We start from the raw sequence: 21,576 nt of genomic DNA, 5'->3' as shown, positions 1-21,576 counted from the left end.
GCTTGGCCAGAAAAATGAGTCGTTCTCGCTGTTCTAAACTAAGTGGTACAGAAACAATTCGAGGCATGTGTGAACATCTGTTAACTAAAAAAACTTTTTCGCATGATTAGTTATTTTTGTCAACTTAGGTCGTGTTTAGTCTATTTCAGTATAAGTTCTGTGTATAAATGTGGCAAGGTGCGCTCAAATGTTACGCTTTAACTATCAAAAGAGGCATGAATATGACAGAACGATACCTGAGAATATTGACAATTTTTCATGATTAAATAAATTTAAAAGGAATTGTGATGTCTATTTTAGGAATTGCCATTACCACTATTTTGGGTTTATTGGGTATTGCTGCAATTATTATTGGTTTTTTTGGTGGTGAAACTTATTTGGTGATTGTGGGTATTTTATTATTGGTTAGTGGTGCACTCACTTTATCGATGTTTAAAAAAAGATTATCCAATCCATTTAAAGATTAATTAACTAAGCACTCAATAAATAAAAAACTCAAGTAAAAATGAATTGCCTTGACACATAAAGTCTTGATTTAGCATATCTAGCCACTAAATTTTATCTACGCATCAGCCGTAAATTTTATTACAATGTTTTTATGAAAGTAATGAAAAATTAGACCTTTAGATACAGTCTAAAAAGGATAGTTATGTTTATAAAAACAAAGGCGCCAACGCATACTTTAATTTTACAGTTATTGCCAATCGTGCAGCAGGCGTGTGAAATTTTAAATCAGGAATTTCAAGATTATTGTTCAGGTACTGCTTTTGATGTAGAAAAGAAAACTGATGATTCTCCTGTTACGCAAGCCGATTATCGAGTCAATTATTATTTAATGCAGGCTTTGGCAAAAATCTCCAATTTACCTGTGTTGTCCGAAGAAGGTGAGCAAGACCAACGTCAGCAATGGCAGCAATTTTGGTTGCTTGATCCTTTAGATGGCACGAAAGAGTTTTTACATCAACGTCCTGAATTTACCATTAATTTAAGTTTAATTTGTGGTGTGCAAACAACTTTTGCAGTACTTGCAGTACCAGGCGAGCAAACTATTTATTTTTGTCCTGAACAGGGTATGCCATTGAAATATCATATTTTAACTCAGCAATGGTATCTCTATCAGTCTGAACCCACGGTAACATCTTCAGTTCTAAAAATTGGATTAAGCCACAGTAGTCAAAAAAAATCACACTATGCAGACTATTTAAAAAGCTTGGCGCAGTTGACCAATTTTGAAGAACTAAAAGCAGGTAGTGCTTATAAATTCTGCATGATTTTGGAAGATCGTGTCGATATTTACCCACGTTTTCATCCGACTTCTGAGTGGGACACCAGTGCAGGACAATGTTTATTGGAACGAATAGGTGGTGGATTGGTCGATTTTCAGGGGCGGGCATTTTTATATAATCAGCGCGATACATTGTTAAATGGTGGTTTTATCGCCTATAAAAATACGCAGATGAAACAGATTGCCTTACAAGCACTTGGACTTATGGCGAAGTCAGATTGAGCAAAGTGCTGAACATGGTATAGTGTCAAGCAACCAAGTTAAAATTTTGGCTAGATCATGGCATTAGAACTACTCCCTGCAAGTATGCTTAAAGCAATTGATTTATTGCCTGATGCTCAGACGCCTGTGACTTTGTTTACCCGTCATTCTATTCGTGAAATTGTCGTTGGTCAGGGTTTGGCTGGCTATAATTTACAATTGACCGAACAAGGTCGCGATTTAGCCGAAGCATGGGGAGGCTACTTGGTTGGAAATACAGATCGGGTGATTCAACACTGTATTTCAAGTCCTATTCAGCGTTGTGTCGATACGGCTGCTTTAATGATTCGTGGGGCAGATGGCATTACCCTCGAACCCAATACCCATCACATTGAAATTATAGAACAAGGTTTATTGGTGGAACCAGGAAGCTTTGTACTTGATATCAAACAGGCAGGCCCATATTTTCAGAAACAGGGTGCTTTAGGCTTTATTAATAGTTTTGTGAATAATGCCTTGCCCGGCATGAAACATCCGATTCATGGTGTCGTGGATGTCCTTGAGCTGATTTATAACACCCATCCAACCAACCAATACGGACTGAGTTTAGCTGTGAGTCATGATACGATTTTAGCTGCAATTATCGCGGTGATTTCTGGACGTAATGAAGTCACGCAAGCCGATTGGCCAGACATGATGGAAGGTTTATTCGTTTGGTTTGAAGGTGATGAGTTTTTAGAATCCAAGCTAAAATGGATTTGGCGCGGTCAGATTCACACTTTAGATATCTCGCAATTTCGTCAGAAAGTTTAAGCAGAAAATTGAACGCATATTCTAGTGCTATCCATTCAGTACGATAGAATACCGTCTGTCAGAAATTAAAAAAAATAATTCAAATTTTATTCTCTTTTTTTCCTTCATTTTATGCAGTTGTGAGCGCAAACTCGATCAAATATTGTCTATCAATCTGTGTGCTGCTTTAAAAATTCGCTGATTTTTATAAAGAAAAATTAATAAAATTGTGTTGAAAATATAAAGCGATATGAAACTTGAGAATTGCATAATTTTATACATCTATTTAATATAAAAATACAAGCCATTGAAAAATATGTGTTTATTTTTATATTTTTTGTCATAAATTGACATTGGGGTGGAATAAATAATGAAAAGTGTGACTCGGTTTTCGCTTAGTCTATTAAGTGTATGTATATTATCATCCATGCTTGCTGCATGTGGTGGTGGTGGCGATGGGGAGGCCGCTGGGAATTCAAATCAAGAAAATCCAACACCATTGGAAATTCCTCAGCAACCACCTGTGGGTAATGTGGCTAATCCTTACCCTGAACCTACACAAGATGTCATCAATCAATCGGCACTTGGGTTTTATGATTACAACGCCAATTCTGAATCACGTGAAGTGCGTAATGATTTAGAAGGTGATTTTCAGGCAATGATTCAATTTGCTCAAGGGCATGTGGTTGATCCGAATGGTAACGAGGCGAAAAAAATGCCACGTTTGACCGCAGAAAAAGAAGCATTATTATTGGTTACACCAAATCAAGGCATGGACAATATCGACACTTTGCAGCTTGAAGTGTATCAAAATGAACGCTTGTTACGTCGTGTTGCTTTACTTGATCCAACCCAGATTCCTGCTTCAGACCAGAGCAATCAAGATGGTCGTGCTGAGGTGTTGTATAGTAAGCGTGCGTGGTCGGCTAAATTAAATTGGGATGAAGTACGTCCCAGTTTAAAGCTGCGTTTGGTCGATTCTAAAAACCGTACTGGTGCACTCGAAGCAGAAAAAATTGATTTTGCCGCACCGGGTGAATTGGTACTCAATAATATTCGTATCGGTCTACTAACTGCACCACCGAAATCGGGCGGGCATTATATGTTATTAGAGCCTGAAAAAGCGGGTACCGATTATTTCCAAACCATTCCTGCGGCACAAATGACCGTGGCAAAATATGATGACATTCAGCTAGATCGAGTGATGGTCGCCAACGGCACGATTTACGATACCCAAAGTGCGGGTGAAGGTGGTGTCTAGTCGGGGGACATGCGGGAAAATACTGCAAAATCGACCTTTAGTGTAGGAATTAACTTGGCCAACTGGGGGGGTGACCAGTGCCTCGATGTTGAGTCATCAACAGCCACAACTTACACAAACTGTAATTGCCCATCATGCACGAGGTAAATATACAAATGGTGATCAAACGCATGGTTTAAGTGGCGGTAATGGTATGTTGACCCTGTATGATTCTGTGGGCAACGAGTTCAGCCATGAAATTGGACATCATTATGGTCTAGGGCATTATCCGGGTTCACAAGGTGAAAATATGTTCTGGGCTGCACACCATGCAGACAGCGGTTGGGGCTATATTGCGTATCGTAATAAAATGCGCGGTAACTTAGCGTGGCATACTCGAAACTTGGGTGATGGCAAAAATGGTGTGCCTAACTTCCTGAAACAATATGCTTATGGTTGGGATGCGATGTCAGGTGGTGCAACCAACAGTAGCATTTCGCGTTATACCCATTACACGGGTTACAGTACCCATATTCGGATTCAACCCCCACTTTGGGGCGCGACATGTTTGGGATGAAAGCTCACCAAGTGGTTATAAAATTTGGAATAAAGACACACGCCAAATGGAAGTGGTTTATCCAAAAGTACCAAGCTCCAATCAGGTTTGGTACAACAGTGCCGATGGTTACTATTTAAAACCGCGCTTATTTGGTGTGCCTGTAATTACTATTATTGGCGGATATGATCCTGAAACTCAGCAAGGTGTGTTGTATCCTGCTGCACGCAGTAACTGGGGTAATGTTTATAATTTACCTGGGGCAAATCGTGCTGCTGAAAATGCCGCATGTTGGTTAGATGTTCAATATGCCAATCGTAATCAGAACGTGGCATTGGCACCTAACCGTATGACCAGCAATGCCAATAAACTGCATGTCAATTTAGCACTTGCTGAGCAGCCAAAACAGGTGAATTTATACTGTAAAAAAGCCAATCATGCCGAGAAGTTATTATCGACACTGAATATTCCGCAATATAGCGATAGTATTCAACCTGCGGTAAAAATTGGTCGTACACATGGCTATGAAGCTTTAAGAAAAGTTGAAATGCCTGATTTTCAGAAGCAGTTGGAAGCGCAAGCCAGTCAAGCTGTGGTGGCTTTAAAACCTGCTGCACAACTATTGTATGATTCTTATGCAGATTATCGTCAAGAGCTAAGTGCAACTGCACAGCAACAATTACAGCGTTATGAACAACAGCAAAATACGATTTATCGTTTAAACCGCTGGATGAATGTTTATCGTGCCGATTTAGAAAAGACTAAGCCTGAAGCGGAAACAGCATTGCACAATTTTGTGGAGCGATTGGGTTTAGGCAATGAAAATATTGTGGCTGAAGCAACACTAATGAAAAACAGAAATAACTGTTTGAAAGTTGAAACTTTGGCGAGTGGTCAGAAAAATGCTTACATTAGTGGAGCAAGTGGCTGTACAGGCGATGCAACTGAGCAGTGGATTTATGATGGTTTGGGGCGTATTCACAGCAAAGCAGAAATGGATCAGTGCTTAACCAACAACGGCAATGTGGTCTCACTTGCAAGCTGCAGTACATCTAAAGACAGTCAGGTCTGGGAAATGCACACAGCTTCGGGAACGATTCGTCAGGGGAATCAGTGCTTTGATTTAGAGCATGGCTACCTAAAAGAAAACCGCGCGCGTTTAATTCGTTATGGTTGCACAGGTGGTGCGAATCAGCAATGGACGCAATTAAAGGCTAATAACAGTTTGCAACTGGCTTATTTAAGTCCACAAAATTTACGACTGATGTTGAAATAATTCTTCGTCTGAATTATTCATCTTCATTAATTTAAAACACCTTTTGACCGGTTCAGGAGGTGTTTTTTATTTTATGGTGGCAGGTGTATTTGAAGTGATGTAATTGGCGTGCAGAAACTAAAGATTGCTTAATTTGATAAATTATCGAAACAGCAGGCACAAAAAAAGCCCTTAACGGGCTTCTTTTGTTTAACACTTAGTTAGAAGCTAAAGCTTTAACTTGAGCGTTTAAACGGCTCTTATGACGAGCTGCTTTGTTCTTATGGATGATGCCTTTATCAGCCATACGGTCAATTACTGGAACAGCTTTTTTGTAAGCTTCAGTAGCAACCGCATAATCACCTGCAGCAATAGCAGCGATTGTGCGTTTTAAATAAGTACGAACCATAGAACGTAAGCTTGCGTTGTGTTTACGTGCTTTAACGTTTTGACGAGCACGTTTTCTAGCTTGAGCAGAGTTTGCCACTCGTGCACTCCTTGAAATAGATTGGTCTGGGCGGGCTGCAATTACTTCCGAAAACCAACATCAGAAGAATTATCACCAGCCCGTAAACAAGTGCCATATTTTGATGAAACTAGACAGTTAAGTCAAGTCTTGACATGCTTTGACAACATTTTAGCTGCAGAAAAATCAGAAAGAAACAGGTAGATTAGCTTTAAGCCTCAGAGATTGTTTAAAAAATGACAAATTCTATTCAAAATGCAATTGTAATTGGTGCGAATGGTTTAGTTGGGCAGCAATTGGTCAAACAGCTTAATCAGCTGCCTGAATGTAAAAATATCACCGTTGTTTTGCGTAGACCTTGCTCGGAATTAAATCGCTTAGAAAAAGTCCAGACGTTACTCCTCGAAGACTTTTTATTGCTCAATGATGAAGATGTGAGCGGTTATAGTCATGCATTCAGTTGTTTAGGCACAACCTTAAAAAAGGCAGGCTCAAAGCAGGGATTTTATGCTGTGGACTATACCATCAATGCACATTTTGCCGAATTATTGCAGGCGAAGGGTACGCATTACATATTGGTCAGTGCTTTGGGAGCAGAAGCCAAATCAGCCGTATTTTATAATCGTGTCAAAGGTGAGCTAGAACAATATATTGAAAGTTTGGATTTAGACAAAGTATCAATTTTGCGTCCATCTTTATTATTGGGTGAGCGCAACGAACAACGGCGTTTAGAAGATTTAGGACAAAAGCTGTATCTTAAAATATCACGATTTATTCCCGATCATTTTACATATAAGCCAGTAAGTGCTACGCAAGTGGCTCATACTATGGTCGAGGCAGCGCAATCGCAAATTCATAAATTCCAAATTTATGATAATTTACAAATACAAAAAACCAAGTAAAAGGGGAACAACGTGTCTACAGTACCATTCGTAACTTGTGACTTATTAGATGACCATCCAGAACATGACCTTCAAGTGGTGATTCCATCTTTGGATGGCAAATTTTTCAAAAGTTACGGTGCACGTAAAACTTTTGGCGGTCAAATTGTGACTGTAAAGTGCTTTGAAGATAACTCGCGTGTAAAAGAGTTGTTGGCAACCGATGGCACGGGCAAAGTTTTGGTGGTAGATGGTGGGGCATCTATGCGCTGTGCCTTAATGGGGGACTTGATTGCTGAATCTGCAGTGAAAAATCACTGGAATGGCGTGATTATTTACGGCTGTGTACGTGATGTCGATGCAATTGCAGCACTTGATTTAGGCGTACATGCTTTGGCTTCAATTCCACAAAAAAGTAACCGCAAAGGCGTGGGTGAAGTAGATGTGAGTTTGCATTTTGGACAAGTCACTTTTAATTCGGGCGATTATGTCTATGCCGATAACAACGGTATTATTGTGGCAAAGGGAAAATTGGTCGATTTATAAGCGGTTTGATGGCACAGCCATCAAATTGCTGAGCACATCACAAGGAAAACAAAATGGTGCATCATCAAATTAAAGTCATTCAGGCAATGGCATCTATGCTTACCGAAGGTGGGCGCGGTGTGAATGGGACAGCATTTCCCAAGCAACCCGAAAAAGCCTTAAAGTTATATGAGTTTGAAGGTTCACCATTTTGCCGTCGTGTACGCGAAGTCATGACCTTGTTAAATTTGGATTATGAGGTTTATCCATGCCCCAAAGGCGGCACAAAATATCGACCTTTGGTGAAACAACTGGGTGGTAAAACTCAGTTTCCATTTTTAATTGATGAAAATACAGGTGATCAGCTCTATGAATCACAGCAGATCATTCATCATTTATTCAAACATTATGGCAAAAGTGGAAAAACGCCAAAAAAATACGCGCATTTTCCTAAAATTCCTTATGTTGCACTTGCAGGCACGTTATTGAATGGTGCACGTGGTGTGTGGATTAACCAGAAAATTGTAGAGCGCGCTGCACCTGAACAACTGATTGAACTGTGGGGTTTTGAGGGAAGTCCTTATACACGTGTAGTACGTGGTGTATTGACTGAACTGGAGTTGCCATTCAAATTTCATAATGTAGCCAAAGAGCGTTGGCAAGATCAAGGCTTGGCAAAATTACGTTTAAAACCGGGTAAATATGTGCCACTGGCAGGTGGTAAGCGTGAGCAGGTATTAAAAGTTATGGTTGATAATATTCAAGTCCCATTTTTAATCGATCCAAATACCCAGACTCAGCTTTTTGAATCGGCCAAGATTGTGAAGTATTTACAGCAAACTTATGGCAAATAAGCTTTAAGTCATTTTTTGATTGTTATAAAAGCATCTTCAAGATGCTTTTTTGCATTTGGCAGGATGCAAAATATGCATTATTATAAATAGCCTAAGCAAAGTGGGGTTGAAACACTGACTTATAACATCAGGGGAGCATAAATCACCCTGATCAGTTGCATCTATTTTAGTGAAGCATTTAAACTCTGCAGCATTCACTTTGATTTCGCCAATTTATAGGTTTAAAATGTTCAGCAAACTTACAGGGTTGTTAAAAAATAAAGCCAATCTCGAAGAAATTGCCTATTTAGAAGCACAGAATATTCAATGGGATGCGGAACAAGGCTATATTGTCGATGGTATTTTGCTTAACGATGTTTTGGCAGAGCGTTTAAATTATTTATCCAACCGCCGTATGCAGCAGTTTGATGATTTGGCACAGCTGTATTCTACAGCTATGATTATCAATGAAAAAATTGATCTGGAAATTGCGCAACAGCGTTTTAACACAATGCTTGGTAATACCGAAGAAAACTTACTGGAATTTAAAGCGATTGTTAAAAAATTGAATGATTATTATCGACAGTTTTTACGTGATCAAAAGTAAAGAGGCGTGTGTATCAAACTTTAAAGCTCGCTGTTTTATAAAATTTTGCAATTAAATACGCTGTAATGGTGGATGAAAAAAATTACGTAAAACCGTCAATTCATCGTGCTAGTATAAGCCCCATGTTGTTTAGACCCTAAAGCTATATACATGTTCCAACACGAAATTTCCCAACTCAATTTAGCACAACTGAAAGCTGGCGAAAAACGCTGGATTGGTAATCTACAAGGTTCCGCCGCAGCATTATTATTTAAAGAAATTGGTCAGCAGAATCAGCATTTATTTGTGATTGTCGCGCGCAATCAACAACATTTGGCGCAGTTAGAAAGCGAATTAGAATTTTACGGGGTAAAACCGACTATTTTCCCCGATTGGGAAATTTTGCCTTATGACCGCTTGTCACCGCATCAAGATATTGTGTCGGAGCGTTTGGCGATTTTATCCAATATGCCGCAGCAAGGTGTATTGTTGGTTTCGACAACCACTTTGGCACAACGTGTTGCACCAACCTTATGGGTGTTAGGCGAGCATTTCGATATTCGTGTTGGGCAAAAGTTTGCTTTGGAACAACAAAAACAGCGTTTGGTACAAGCAGGCTATCATCTGGTCGATACAGTCTATGATCATGGTGAGTTTGCTGTGCGTGGCAGTATTATGGATATTTATGCTTCGGGACAGGAAGCACCCATCCGTATTGATTTATTTGATGATGAAGTTGAAACCTTAAAGTTTTTTGATCCAGAAACGCAGCGTACCACCCAAAGTTTGCAGAATTTTACGGTTTTACCCGCCAAAGAATTTCCATTAAAAGAAGGTCGTGCGATTTTCCGTGACCGCTATGCAGAAAGTTTCCCAACGGCAAACCCGAAAAAGAACCCTGTGTATCAGGATGTGTTAGAAGGCATTGCATCGCCTGGTTTAGAGTTTTATTTTCCGTTATTCTTCACTCAAGCACAGCTTGAAGGTCAAAATACATTACTTTCATACTTACCAAAGCATTGCATTGTCATTACAGATAAGGCGGTGGATGACTGTTTAACTCAATTTTGGAAAGATGTGCTGTATCGTTATGAGGACAGACGTCATAACATCGACCAGCCGATTTTGCCGCCTGAGCAATTATTCCTACAACCAAATCAATTATTAGAACAACTGAATCAATTTGGACGTGTGATTGCATCGCCCGAAGCTTTTGAGCAAAAAGCAGGTGTAGTGAACTTAAGCACACTTGTACCACCACGTTTGGCGGTTGATCCTAAACAAGAACAACCCTTTCATGCCGTTAAGCAATATATTGATGCGGCCAATCATCCTGTTTTATTGGTGGCAGAAAGTGCAGGTCGTCGTGAAACCTTAAAAGATGCGTTGCGTGCCGCTTTGGGTGAAATTCCACAAGTGGAGAGTTTTGAGGCATTTCAGCAGTCTTTACAAGCCATTGCGATTACCAATGCACCTTTAGATCGCGGCTTGGTCATTCAAGATCAATTGAGTGTAATCTCAGAAAATCAGTTGTATGAACATCGTGTGGTGCAGCGCCGTCGTAAACGTCAGCAGGAAGTTTCTGAAGAGTTTTTAATTCGCAGTTTGACCGAGTTAAGCATTGGTGCACCTGTGGTACATATTGATTATGGCGTAGGGCGTTATGCAGGTTTAATTACTTTAAATATTGATGAGCAAGAGCATGAGTTTTTACAACTTGATTATGCCGATGCTGCAAAAGTGTATGTACCTGTTACCAATTTGCATTTAATCAGCCGTTATAGCGGTGGTGATCCAGACCTTGCGCCTTTGCATAAATTAGGCACAGATGCATGGAATAAAGCCAAACGCAAAGCGTTGGAACAAATTCACGATGTGGCAGCAGAATTACTGCATATTCAGGCACGTCGTCAATCTAAACCGGGTTTTGCTTTTGAGTTGGATCATAGTCTTTATATGCAATTTGCCAGTGGCTTTGCTTATGAAGAAACCCTAGACCAAGCCAATGCAATTGAAGCGACTTTACATGACATGCAACTGGCAAAACCAATGGATCGTTTGGTCTGTGGTGATGTTGGTTTTGGTAAAACCGAAGTCGCCATGCGGGCTGCATTTGTCGCGGTACAGAATAATAAACAAGTCGCGGTATTGGTTCCGACCACATTGTTGGCACAACAGCATTATGAATCTTTTAAAGACCGTTTTGCCGACTGGCCTGTGCGTATTGAAGTCTTATCGCGTTTTGGTTCAAGCAAATCTCATCAAAAAACCATTGAAGATTTAGCTGAAGGCAAAGTCGATATTGTGATTGGGACGCACAAAATTCTGCAAGAAAATATTCAGTTCAAGCAGTTGGGTTTAATGATTGTCGATGAAGAACATCGTTTTGGGGTGCGTGACAAAGAACGTATTAAAGCGCTGCGCGCCGATGTGGATATGCTGACTTTAACCGCAACGCCAATTCCACGTACCTTAAATATGGCATTTAGCGGTATGCGCGATTTATCCATTATTGCCACACCACCTGCACGCCGTTTAGCGGTCAAAACCTTTGTGCAAGAGCATACAGGCGATACGGTGAAAGAAGCCATTTTACGTGAATTGTTACGTGGTGGTCAGGTGTATTTCCTGCATAATGAAGTGGAAACCATTGAGCGTAGTGCTGAAACCATTCGTGAATTGGTACCAGAAGCGCGGGTTGCAGTTGCGCATGGGCAAATGCGCGAGCGTGAATTAGAGCAAGTCATGCAGCAGTTTTATCATAAAGAATATAACGTGTTGGTTTGCTCAACCATTATTGAAACAGGGATTGATGTTCCAAATGCCAATACCATTTTAATTGAACGTGCAGATAAACTCGGATTGGCGCAGTTGCACCAACTACGTGGTCGTGTTGGACGTTCGCATCACCAAGCTTATGCGTATTTGCTGGTACCTTCCATTAAGGGCTTAAAAGGCGATGCTGAAAAACGCTTGGATGCGATTCAGCGTGCCTCAACTTTGGGTGCAGGTTTTATGTTGGCAACCGAAGACTTGGAAATTCGTGGTGCGGGCGAATTACTGGGTGAGCAACAAAGCGGTTCAATGCAAGCTATTGGTTATAGCCTGTATATGGAAATGCTGGAAAAAGCCACCAAAGCCATTCAAAAAGGTAAAACCCCTAACTTCGATGCACCATTGTCTTTAACTGCAGAAATCAACCTGCACATGCCTGCTTTAATTCCAGATGATTATTTGGGCGATGTGCATCAGCGCTTATTGTTCTACAAACGCATTAGTAATACCGATACTCAAGAAAAGCTTGATCATATCCGTATGGAATTGATTGACCGTTTTGGTATTCCACCACAAGCGGTGAAACAATTATTTGCTGTACATCAACTGCGTTTAAAAGCAGAGCAGTTGGGCATCACTAAAATTGATATTAGTACAAATGGCGGTCATATCGAATTTTCACCAGATACACCTGTGCAAGCCATGAGCATCATTCAAATGATGCAAAAACATCCGACCTATTTCCGTATGGATGGTGGACAGCGTTTAAAAGTGATGGTGATGTTGGAGGAAGCTGAAAAGCGGATTCAATTTATTGCCGATCTACTAAACAGCCTGCTAAAAACTTTGCACAGCTGAGTTTAAAAATGCAAATTGATCCAAATATCATATCGGTAAATTTATGAATATTTGCTAAGAAACCTCTGATTCTATAATGAATATTATTCATGATGAATTTGGTTAAAATTGCACTTTATTTACATCGAAACATGATGGGAATCATACTCAGTTCACTAGGGATGTGATAGTATTACCCATCATTACAATTTGCGTCATTTATAAAGATATGTTTAGTTTGCATCCACAACTTGCTCAAGATACTTTTTTTGTAGGCGACTTTCCTCTGTCAACATGTCGTTTAATGAATGATATGCAATTCCCTTGGTTAATTCTAATTCCACGTGTGCCAGGGGTTACAGAACTATACGAATTAAGCCAGGCAGACCAAGAACAATTTTTACGTGAATCTAGCTGGTTATCTAGCCAATTATCACGTGTATTCCGTGCCGATAAAATGAATGTGGCGGCTTTAGGTAATATGGTTCCACAATTGCATTTTCATCACGTCGTGCGTTATCAAAATGATGTGGCTTGGCCTAAACCAGTTTGGGGTACGCCAGCTGTACCATACAGCAATGAAGTTTTGGCTCACATGCGTCAAACCTTGATGCTTGCTCTGCGTGGTCAAGGCGATATGCCATTTGACTGGCGAATGGATTAATTGAAATGAATTGCCACGCAGGATGCGTGGCTTTTTAATCCTAGATTGGAGTAGGCCGCGGTGTTCATGTACAATTGGATGGAAAGAGATCCCAAACAATTCGAATTTCTGCATCGTTTAGTCGGGTATGCAAGTTTATCCCTGATTATGGTGGTCTATCACTACACCTACGCCGATACCAATTATCAAATTTACCTTCCGTTTTTTCTTACTTTTTTATTACTGATAATTCCTAAATTTTCGCGTTGGCTGCAATATAAATATAGTCATCAAGCCAAGCGTAATATCCTGTTTATTATTGATATTGTGGTAGTCGCAGTATGTTTGTCTGCGGTACATCTGAATTTGGTACTTACTTTTGCCGCTTTATTTGCGCTGCTATATACCGCCATTTATATTAAAGTTTCTTTCTTTTTGGTGGCATTGGCATCCTTATTGGCGGTCACAGTTTTTTATTTTTGTAATATTTTTATTTTTGGTTTTAACGAATATTTTGAACAAAGCAGTACCGAACTTACGATTTTAGCCTTTTTATGTATGATCTTTTACTTTGGCATGGGCAGTGCCTATCAGGCACGTCGTATCCGCTATACCACGGCAAAGAAAGACCATTACTACACACAAATGAACCGCTATATGGAATTTGCGAATCAGCTTAGTCGCTATGCACCTTTGCAGTTGTGGCAATCGATTATGAAAGGTGAGTCGGAAGCGAAAATTGAATATAAACGTAAAAAAATGACGATTTTCTTTTCTGATATTCAAGGCTTTACTGAACTTTCTGAAACACTAATTCCAGATGATTTAGCATTCCTGCTCAATGATTATTTAAGCCACATGACCGAAATTGCCAAGCAATATGAAGCGACGGTGGATAAGTTTATGGGTGATGCGATTTTAATTTTCTTTGGTGATCCAAATACGCAAGGTGTTGAACAAGATGCTAAAACTTGTGTAGAGATGGCTATTGCGATGCGTCAGCAAATGAAATTGTTACGCGAACGTTGGGTCAAAATGGGCTATCCGCCTTTACATATTCGTATGGGTATCAGTACAGGATATTGCCACGTTGGGAACTACGGTGCAGCACATCGGATGGCATATACCATTGTTGGGCGTGATGCTAACTTAGCTGCGCGTTTGCAAAGTGCGGCCGAAGTTGATGAAATTTTACTTTCAGATGACACTTATAAACTGATTAAAAATGATTATTTGTGTGCTCCGAAAGCACCGATCTTTTTAAAGGGGATTCAAGGTCCTGTAAAAACTTGGCAAGTGATGGAAAAATATGCGGCCAGCAAGTCGGATTATCAGCGTTGGTTTGACTACGAATATAAAGGTTTTCATTTGTTGCTTAATTTGGATGAAGTGCAGAATTTTGAATATCCTGAGCTAATTACCGTATTAGAAAAAATGATTAAAAGAATTCAAACGCAGCAAAAGCTGACCAACTCACAGGGCATTGTAAAACTTAATCTTGAAGATGAAGTGATTGAACATCCACCTGTTGAAGAAATTGCCAAAACTCATATTCCTGAAAAACACTAAAATTTTTCTTATAATGTAGATCTCGTTTAACTTTTAAATCCTCAAAAATTTTAAATCTAAAGTTGTGCAATAAAAAAACTGCGCCGTAGCGCAGTTTTTTAGAATTAGCATCATTTTATGATTAATGATTTTCTGAAGCATGGTTAATGGTGTATTTTGGAATTTCGACTTCCAAGTCTTCATTGACCACTTTAACCTGACAAGATAAGCGTGAATCAGGCTCTAAACCCCAAGCACGGTCTAATAAGTCAGCTTCAACATCATCCATTTCTTCTAGGCTGTCAAAGCCTTTACGAACAACAACGTGGCAAGTGGTACATGCACAAGACATATCGCAAGCATGTTCAATTTTAATGCCATTTTCAAGTAAGCTTTCGCATAAGTTGGCATTTTGTTCGACTTCAAACTCAGCACCTTCTGGGCAGAATTGCGCATGTGGAAGTACTTTAATACGTGGCATAATCTTTACCTTAAATTAGTTTGAGTTTGACCAATCGTCGAGTTTAGTGCCTTTAAGTGCTGCATCAATATGTTGATTCATACGAATTGCAGCAAAAGCATCACTGTGTATTTTAAGCTGTTCAACAGCATGTTCAATGGCTTTAATGTCTTGTCCAGTCAATTCGGCTTCCAACTGCGCTTTGGCAGTATTTAAAGCTTCTAATTGTTCTGGGCTTAATAGTTGTGCATCTACTTTTAAGGCTTGTTGTAAAGCTTCAAGTTCACGTTGTGCTTCAACTTTGGTTTCATGCAAATGACGCAATTGCTTGTCTTCTTCTGCATATTTGAAACCATCTAGCAGCAAACGCTCGGTATCTGCTTCAGATAAACCATAAGATGGCTTGATGTCGATATTTGCAGTCACACCAGAAGTGGTTTCTTTAGCAGAAACACTGAGCAAGCCATCAGCATCGACTTGGAACGTAACTTCAATGCGTGCCTGACCCGCAGTCATTGGTGGAATACCGTGTAGCACAAAACGACCTAAGCTACGACAATGTTCTACCAAATCACGCTCACCTTGTACCACATGAATCAACATGGCAGTTTGGCCATCTTGATAAGTGGTAAATTCTTGGCGACGTGCTACAGGAATTGCAGTATTGCGTGAAATTAAGCGTTCCACCAAACCGCCCATGGTTTCTAAACCCAAAGACAGTGGGGTAACGTCTAATAGCAACGAACCATCTTTGCTGTTACCAATTAGTTGATTGGCGGTAATTGATGCACCAATTGCAACCACTTCATCTGGGTTAATTGTGCATAATGGTTCTTGATTAAATACTTCACGAACAGCTTTTTGCACGGCATAAGAACGTGTTGAACCACCAACTAAAACTACATTTTGAATGTCATCTAGGTCAAGTTTGGCATCGCGTAATACACGTTTGCATACACTAATGGTTTTATCTAAAGCAACCTGAATAATACTTTCAAAGTTTGCGCGGTCTAATTGCAGCGTGTGCTCTAACAGTTTTAATTCAACACTTTCTGCATTGCTGAGCGCTTCTTTGGCTTTACGTGCAGACACAATAAAGTGTGCATATTCTGCATCATCTAAACTTTCAATATTCAGCTGTTTTTTTGCCCATTTTACAATCAGACGATCTAAGTCATCACCACCTAAAGCAGTGTGGCCGCCTGTGGCTAAAACTTCAAAAACGCCTTGAGAGAAACGTAAAATAGAAACGTCAAACGTACCACCGCCCAAGTCGTAAATCACATAGTTACGGTCTTGAGCCAAGTTGGTGTCTTGATCTAAACCGTAGGCAACCGCTGCTGCAGTCGGTTCATTCAATAAACGCAATACTTTTAAACCTGTAAGCTCGGCAGCGTCACGTGTGGCTTGGCGTTGAGCTTCATCAAAATAAGCAGGAACAGTAATCACTGCACCATTTACAGGGTTTTGTAAGCTGGCTTCTGCGCGGTCTTTGAGTTGTTTAAGTAATTCTGCCGAAATTTCAACAGGTGTTTTACGGCCTTGAGCTGTTTCAAAAGCAGGCATTTGATTGTCTTCACCCACTAACGTGTATGGATGTTGAAATTTAATGTCCGCTTTAGAACGACCCATAAAACGCTTGACTGAAACAATCGTGTTTTTAGGGTCTGTAGTAATAAATGGTGCAGCAGCATTGCCATAATGTGTATTTTGCTCTGCATAATGGACGATAGAAGGCAGTAGCACGCGACCTTGCTCATCATGCAAGACTTTGGCTTTACCAGAAAGAACTGTGGCAACCAATGAATGAGTGGTGCCTAAGTCAATGCCAATCGCAATGCGATGTTCATGCGGTGCACTTGATTGACCTGGTTCTGCAATTTGCAAGAGCGCCATTATGTAAAATCCTTTGCCCGTTAAATATTAAAATACAAACTAAAATTAAAAATCATCGTCTAAATCAAAACTGTCATCATCAAGGAAACGATCTTCAGCTTTGTCTAGGTCAGCCATAACTTTCATGAAAAAGCGTAATTTACGCACAGTGTCACGCGCTTCTGCCCAATCTTCTTCGGCATAGTCAATTTTAAATTCACGGACTAAGCCATCAACCCATTGTTGTACTTCAACCTTTAATGACTGTAAGTCATCGGCACAGTTGGCATCATCCAATTGCTCACGAATTTCCAAGGCATCTTGTAAAAATTCAAAGTCATGGATGGATTGATCGAGATGATAATCTTGCTTTTTCAATGAGAGTAAATATGCAGCACGACTGTCTACCGCAGAGAGTTGTTTAAACGCCTGATTAATTTTACTAGATTTAATCAAGGCTTGATCTTTGTCTTCGGCTTTGTCGGGGTGATATTGCTGCTGTAGCTTTAAAAATTCAGCTTTTAAAGTAGCGAAATCAATATCGAGTGCAACAGGAAGATTAAACAACTCAAAATGATTCATGGGAGATGGAATCCGCGATTAGTGTGCAAAATTGGCTGCATAAATGCAATTAAAACAGTGTATTGTACACTGTTTTAAGCTAAAAAGAGGGAGGTGGCGTTATACCGTGAACGATTCACCGCAGCCACATTCACCTTTTTTATTGGGGTTGTTAAACTCGAAACCTTCGTTTAAACCATTTTTGACATAGTCCATTTCCATGCCATCTAGGTAAACTAGGCTTTTCGGATCAACGAAAACTTTAACACCAAACTGTTCAAACATTTGGTCGTGCGTATCGACTTCATCTACAAATTCGAGTACATAAGCCAAACCAGAACAGCCTGAAGTTTTCACACCAACGCGAATACCTTGACCCTTACCGCGATTCTTTAAGTAATTGCTGATATGAGTTGCAGCATTTTCAGTTAAATTGATCATGAAAACTCCGTTTGTTTTTCCACAAAACTTAGCAAATTAAGCTTTGGTCTTTTTGCTGCGATAGTCTTCTACAGCAGCTTTAATTGCATCTTCTGCCAATACAGAGCAGTGTACTTTCACTGGTGGAAGGGCAAGTTCGGTAGCAATATCAATGTTCTTGATCGCTTGTGCTTCATCTAAAGTTTTACCTTTAAGCCACTCAGTAACCAAAGAACTTGAAGCAATGGCAGAACCACAACCATAAGTTTTGAAACGTGCTTCTTCAATCACGCCTTCGTCATTCACTTGAATTTGCAGACGCATTACATCGCCACATGCAGGTGCGCCCACCATACCTGTACCAACGTTTTCAGCATTTTTGTCTAAAACGCCAACATTACGAGGGTTTTCGTAATGATCAATTACTTTATCGCTATAAGCCATGTCGCTTCTCCAAACCTCGGGGTCAGCCTTAATATAAATATGGGGGTGAAATTACCTTTATCAATCTAATGGCTTCCTGTCAAAGCCATTAGATTTGGGATGAATTAGTGTTCAGTCCATTCTACTTTAGAAAGGTCAATCCCTTCTTTATACATATCCCAAAGCGGTGAAAGTTCACGTAACTTTTCAACAGCAGCTTTAGTCACAGTTAGGACATGATCAATATCTTCTTCAGTGGTGTATTTACCAAAACTGAAACGAATTGAGCTGTGTGCAAGTTCGTCTGAAAGACCTAGTGCACGTAATACATAAGATGGCTCTAAAGTCGCTGAAGTACACGCAGAACCTGAAGATACCGCAGCATCTTTAAGAGACATCATTAAAGATTCACCTTCAACAAAGTTGAAGCTGACGTTTAAATAGTTGGCTACGTTTAGTGTTGGGTGACCATTCAGGAAAACTTGTTCCATGGTGTTCAAGCCATTCCAAAGTTTGTCGCGCAATACACGTAAACGGGCTTGTTCAGAAGCCAAGTTTTTGCCTGCAAGTTCAAATGCTTCGCCCATACCTACAATTTGGTGGGTTGCAAGTGTGCCTGAACGCATGCCACGCTCATGACCGCCACCATGCATTTGTGCTTTTAAGCGTACGCGTGGACTGCGGCGTACAAATAGCGCACCAATACCTTTAGGGCCATAGATTTTGTGTGCAGAGAAGCTCATTAAGTCTACTTTTAAGGTAGATAAATCAATTTCTACCTTACCTGCAGCTTGCGCAGCATCAACGTGGAAGAAGATTTTTTTGGCACGGGTGATTTCGCCAATTGCAGCGACATCGGTAATCGTACCAATTTCGTTATTGACCATCATCAACGACACTAAAATTGTGTCTGGACGAATTGCCGCTTCAACCATTTCAGGTGTAATTAAACCTGTTTGTGGTTGTGGCTCTAAGTACGTGATTTCAAAACCTTCAGATTCAAGCTCACGGCAGGTATCTAAAATGGCTTTGTGTTCAATTTTAGAGGTAATAATGTGTTTGCCTTTAGACGAATAGAATTGTGCTACGCCTTTTAGTGCAAGGTTATCTGATTCTGTTGCACCAGAAGTCCACACGATTTCACGTGGGTCTGCTTTGATCAAGTTCGCAACTTGTTCACGTGCATATTCAACTTTTTCTTCTGCTTGCCAGCCATAAGCGTGCGAACGAGAAGCGGCATTACCGAAAGTCCCATCAAAAGTCAGGCACTCCATCATGCGTTCTGCAACTTGAGGATCTACAGGAGTGGTTGCTGCGTAGTCAAGATAAATTGGACGTTTCATGTCAAATACCTGTAACCGATAACAGAGCTGAATCAAACGGTGCTGTGTTCTGGCGAATGGCAACAGTTTGTACGTTGTCACGCGCAACTAAATCAGCAAGTGAGATTTTAGCGAGATAGTCGGCAATATGATGGGAGAGTTCCTGCCATAAGTCGTGAGTCAAGCACATTGCACCATTTTGACAGTTGCCTTTATGGTCGCAACGCGTTGCATCAACAGTTTCGTTTACGGCTTCAATGATTTCTAGCACAGTGATTTCATTTGCACTACGTGCTAAATGGTAACCACCGTTAGCACCGCGAACACTAGACACTAAGCCGTGGCGCTTAAGTTTTGCGAATAACTGCTCAAGATAAGCAACAGAAATAGTTTGACGGGCTGCAATTTCAGCAAGCGTGATCGTTTGTTCAGTTGGCTGCAAAGCTAAATCAAGTAGAGCAGTCACTGCGTAGCGACCGCGAGTTGTTAAGCGCATGATTCGATACACATGATTAGACTAGATATGGGTATTCTAAGAATCCCGACTAAATTAGTCAAGTATTTTATTGTGATATTGTGCGCGAGGATTTACGCTGTTTTTCTTGATATTTTAATGCGTTTAAACGATCCATAAATTATACACTAATAACGTAATTAATAGTACTGTTATTACACCAAAGACGATGTTAATGCGCTTTTGACGACGTTCAATCCGACGAATACGGTTTTTATGCTGTTTAAGCTCAACTTGTAGGGTGTTGATCTTAGAGCGTTGTTCATCAATTTTGTCTAAAAGTGGGGCAATGCGCTTTTTAGAACCAATCACTTCTTGTTCTTGCGGTGCTTCTTTCAGCCATTGTTTCCAGTCAGCTAAAACTTTGGGTGCACTAAAATGCAAAATTAGATCACGAAACTCATCTTTAAGGGTAATGTCACCATCTATACGCATGTGTTTAATACTGCGACGATTACCTAAAATAAAGATTTTAAATAAATCTATGAGGGTGGTGCGCACATCCAAATCGACAGCTTGTTCAGGTGCTTTGCTGTCAAATAAGATGCCGTTTGGATTGAATTCGACGTAAATGTCGAAATAAGGAATATAGCTATTAATTTTAATGGTGATTTTCTGGTCGACAAACTTTTTAGCCTGCAAAGCGACCACACGATCATGTTTGAGAATAAAGCTAAAAATTGTTTCCAACACAATCATGAGCATGGTCAGCAACAAATGTGGATTACTTTGTCTTTGTTGCGAATCACTCATAAAATCAAGTCCCTAAATTTAAAGTTGAATTCCTTGGTTTGCACTTCGTAGTGAATACATCATATTAGAAGCACAGCGAATAATCTTGCTTTGTAGAACAGTTTAGCAAAACGATCAAGTATTTAATTTGCTATTATGAAAGCATTTTGTAGGTTTATTACATTTATGTGCGCATAAAATAAGCAGGAGAGAGGTTCATGGAAAAAACGACGGATAGCGTAGAAGAGCATTTGCTTGAATCAGCAACCACATTGAAAAATAAAGATAAATTACGCTCAGGACGTAAATCATCACTCGATTTTCGTAAATATACCAAGCAAATTTGGCTAGCAGGTTTAGGTGCATTTTCACGCGCAGAAGAAGAAGGCAATAAATTGTTTGACTCTCTGGTCAAGGTGGGTGAGGAATTAGAATCTAAAACTACAGAAATTGCCGATCAAACAGTTGAAAAAGTGTCTGAAAAAGCCAAAGAGTCGGTCATTGATACTAAAGATAAAGTTGAGCGTTTAATTGACCATAGCGTCAATCATTCTTTAAATAGAATTGGCTTGGTGACAGCAAAAGACCTACAACATTTGGAGCAATTGGTACTGCAATTACATGCCAAAGTCGATGCGTTGATTGAAGAAAATAAACAATTAAAAGAAGATGTTGCGAAAAAGTAATTCTGTGGAAAGGGGGGCTTAAAGGATGTTGCTTTATTATACATCGGGTATTTTAGGGCAAAACTGAATAGAGGCTAACAGTTCCATCGTTTTACCATTTATTTTGCATAAAAGCGTGCAGGGAGTATTGCTTTTACCCTCAAAGCATTGCTATAAAGGC

The 21,576-nt window shown here is 40.0% G+C and carries 20 protein-coding genes and 2 pseudogenes; 12 read left to right on the top strand and 10 right to left on the bottom strand.

Annotated features, from left to right (window positions below; genetic code table 11):
- Positions 1–67 (bottom strand): annotated as a pseudogene (locus AC07E5_RS07885) (helix-turn-helix domain-containing protein); the annotation flags it as partial.
- 220 nt (positions 68–287) lie between these two features.
- On the opposite strand from AC07E5_RS07885, the gene AC07E5_RS07880 reads away from it, so the two are divergent.
- The 4 genes and pseudogenes from AC07E5_RS07880 to AC07E5_RS07865 all read left to right on the top strand — a co-directional run bounded on the left by AC07E5_RS07880 (position 288) and on the right by AC07E5_RS07865 (position 5,350).
- Positions 288–467 carry a hypothetical protein gene (locus AC07E5_RS07880; protein WP_004976682.1) on the top strand — a complete coding sequence of 60 codons (180 nt, stop codon included), beginning with the start codon at positions 288–290 and terminating at the stop codon, positions 465–467.
- A 182-nt stretch (positions 468–649) separates the two neighbouring features.
- Positions 650–1,507, top strand: coding sequence for a 3'(2'),5'-bisphosphate nucleotidase CysQ family protein (locus tag AC07E5_RS07875; RefSeq protein ID WP_498625186.1), 858 nt, complete (start codon positions 650–652; stop codon positions 1,505–1,507).
- Between the two features lie 57 nt (positions 1,508–1,564).
- Positions 1,565–2,299 carry a histidine phosphatase family protein gene (locus tag AC07E5_RS07870; protein ID WP_004976677.1) on the top strand — a complete coding sequence of 245 codons (735 nt, stop codon included), beginning with the start codon at positions 1,565–1,567 and terminating at the stop codon, positions 2,297–2,299.
- A 349-nt stretch (positions 2,300–2,648) separates the two neighbouring features.
- Positions 2,649–5,350, top strand: a pseudogene (locus AC07E5_RS07865) (M66 family metalloprotease).
- A 196-nt stretch (positions 5,351–5,546) separates the two neighbouring features.
- Here AC07E5_RS07865 and rpsT read toward each other — a convergent pair.
- Entirely contained in the window at positions 5,547–5,816 is a 270-nt protein-coding gene (gene rpsT / locus AC07E5_RS07860; RefSeq protein ID WP_004976669.1) for a 30S ribosomal protein S20, read from the bottom strand.
- Positions 5,817–6,031: 215 nt separating this feature from the next.
- Here rpsT and AC07E5_RS07855 point away from each other — a divergent pair, with 215 nt between their 5' ends.
- The 7 genes from AC07E5_RS07855 (at position 6,032) to AC07E5_RS07825 (ending at position 14,444) form a co-directional block, all read left to right on the top strand.
- Positions 6,032–6,697 (top strand): NAD(P)H-binding protein, encoded by a 666-nt coding sequence (locus AC07E5_RS07855; RefSeq protein ID WP_131261459.1) that lies wholly within the window; start codon positions 6,032–6,034, stop codon positions 6,695–6,697.
- A gap of 12 nt (positions 6,698–6,709) precedes the next feature.
- Positions 6,710–7,222 (top strand): ribonuclease E activity regulator RraA, encoded by a 513-nt coding sequence (gene rraA, locus AC07E5_RS07850; protein ID WP_179997450.1) that lies wholly within the window; start codon positions 6,710–6,712, stop codon positions 7,220–7,222.
- A gap of 53 nt (positions 7,223–7,275) precedes the next feature.
- Positions 7,276–8,055 carry a glutathione S-transferase N-terminal domain-containing protein gene (locus AC07E5_RS07845; RefSeq protein ID WP_498625184.1) on the top strand — a complete coding sequence of 260 codons (780 nt, stop codon included), beginning with the start codon at positions 7,276–7,278 and terminating at the stop codon, positions 8,053–8,055.
- 226 nt (positions 8,056–8,281) lie between these two features.
- Positions 8,282–8,641: a hypothetical protein gene (locus AC07E5_RS07840; RefSeq protein ID WP_498625182.1), complete on the top strand. Its 360-nt coding sequence runs from the start codon at positions 8,282–8,284 to the stop codon at positions 8,639–8,641.
- A gap of 150 nt (positions 8,642–8,791) precedes the next feature.
- Positions 8,792–12,253 (top strand): transcription-repair coupling factor, encoded by a 3,462-nt coding sequence (mfd, locus tag AC07E5_RS07835; protein WP_104851918.1) that lies wholly within the window; start codon positions 8,792–8,794, stop codon positions 12,251–12,253.
- 208 nt (positions 12,254–12,461) lie between these two features.
- On the top strand, positions 12,462–12,896 hold the full coding sequence (locus AC07E5_RS07830) for an HIT domain-containing protein (protein ID WP_004976660.1): 435 nt from the start codon (positions 12,462–12,464) through the stop codon (positions 12,894–12,896).
- 66 nt (positions 12,897–12,962) lie between these two features.
- A complete protein-coding gene (locus AC07E5_RS07825) occupies positions 12,963–14,444 on the top strand; it encodes an adenylate/guanylate cyclase domain-containing protein (RefSeq protein WP_004976658.1) in 1,482 nt (493 codons plus the stop codon).
- 121 nt (positions 14,445–14,565) lie between these two features.
- On the opposite strand, the gene fdx is transcribed toward AC07E5_RS07825, so the two are convergent.
- From fdx to AC07E5_RS07785, 8 genes are all read right to left on the bottom strand, one after another.
- Entirely contained in the window at positions 14,566–14,904 is a 339-nt protein-coding gene (gene fdx, locus AC07E5_RS07820) for an ISC system 2Fe-2S type ferredoxin (protein ID WP_004976656.1), read from the bottom strand.
- A gap of 15 nt (positions 14,905–14,919) precedes the next feature.
- A complete protein-coding gene (gene hscA, locus AC07E5_RS07815) occupies positions 14,920–16,779 on the bottom strand; it encodes a Fe-S protein assembly chaperone HscA (RefSeq protein ID WP_498625180.1) in 1,860 nt (619 codons plus the stop codon).
- A gap of 45 nt (positions 16,780–16,824) precedes the next feature.
- A complete protein-coding gene (hscB, locus tag AC07E5_RS07810; protein WP_004976652.1) occupies positions 16,825–17,340 on the bottom strand; it encodes a Fe-S protein assembly co-chaperone HscB in 516 nt (171 codons plus the stop codon).
- Positions 17,341–17,439: 99 nt separating this feature from the next.
- Positions 17,440–17,760, bottom strand: a complete 321-nt coding sequence (iscA, locus tag AC07E5_RS07805) for an iron-sulfur cluster assembly protein IscA (RefSeq protein ID WP_004976650.1) — start codon at positions 17,758–17,760, stop codon at positions 17,440–17,442.
- A gap of 36 nt (positions 17,761–17,796) precedes the next feature.
- Complete coding sequence (iscU, locus tag AC07E5_RS07800) at positions 17,797–18,183, bottom strand: Fe-S cluster assembly scaffold IscU (RefSeq protein WP_004976649.1); 387 nt, start codon at positions 18,181–18,183, stop codon at positions 17,797–17,799.
- A gap of 104 nt (positions 18,184–18,287) precedes the next feature.
- Positions 18,288–19,505, bottom strand: coding sequence for an IscS subfamily cysteine desulfurase (locus AC07E5_RS07795; protein ID WP_004976647.1), 1,218 nt, complete (start codon positions 19,503–19,505; stop codon positions 18,288–18,290).
- 1 nt (position 19,506) lies between these two features.
- Positions 19,507–19,980, bottom strand: coding sequence for an Rrf2 family transcriptional regulator (locus AC07E5_RS07790; protein WP_004976645.1), 474 nt, complete (start codon positions 19,978–19,980; stop codon positions 19,507–19,509).
- A gap of 123 nt (positions 19,981–20,103) precedes the next feature.
- Positions 20,104–20,751, bottom strand: a complete 648-nt coding sequence (locus tag AC07E5_RS07785; protein WP_004976643.1) for a hypothetical protein — start codon at positions 20,749–20,751, stop codon at positions 20,104–20,106.
- A 197-nt stretch (positions 20,752–20,948) separates the two neighbouring features.
- Between AC07E5_RS07785 and AC07E5_RS07780 the strand changes: the two genes are divergently transcribed.
- Positions 20,949–21,416 carry a phasin family protein gene (locus AC07E5_RS07780; protein WP_498625177.1) on the top strand — a complete coding sequence of 156 codons (468 nt, stop codon included), beginning with the start codon at positions 20,949–20,951 and terminating at the stop codon, positions 21,414–21,416.
- Positions 21,417–21,576 lie beyond the last annotated feature (160 nt).

It is taken from the genome of Acinetobacter seohaensis, from assembly GCF_056431365.1.
This window is presented reverse-complemented; position numbering and strand designations above follow the sequence as displayed.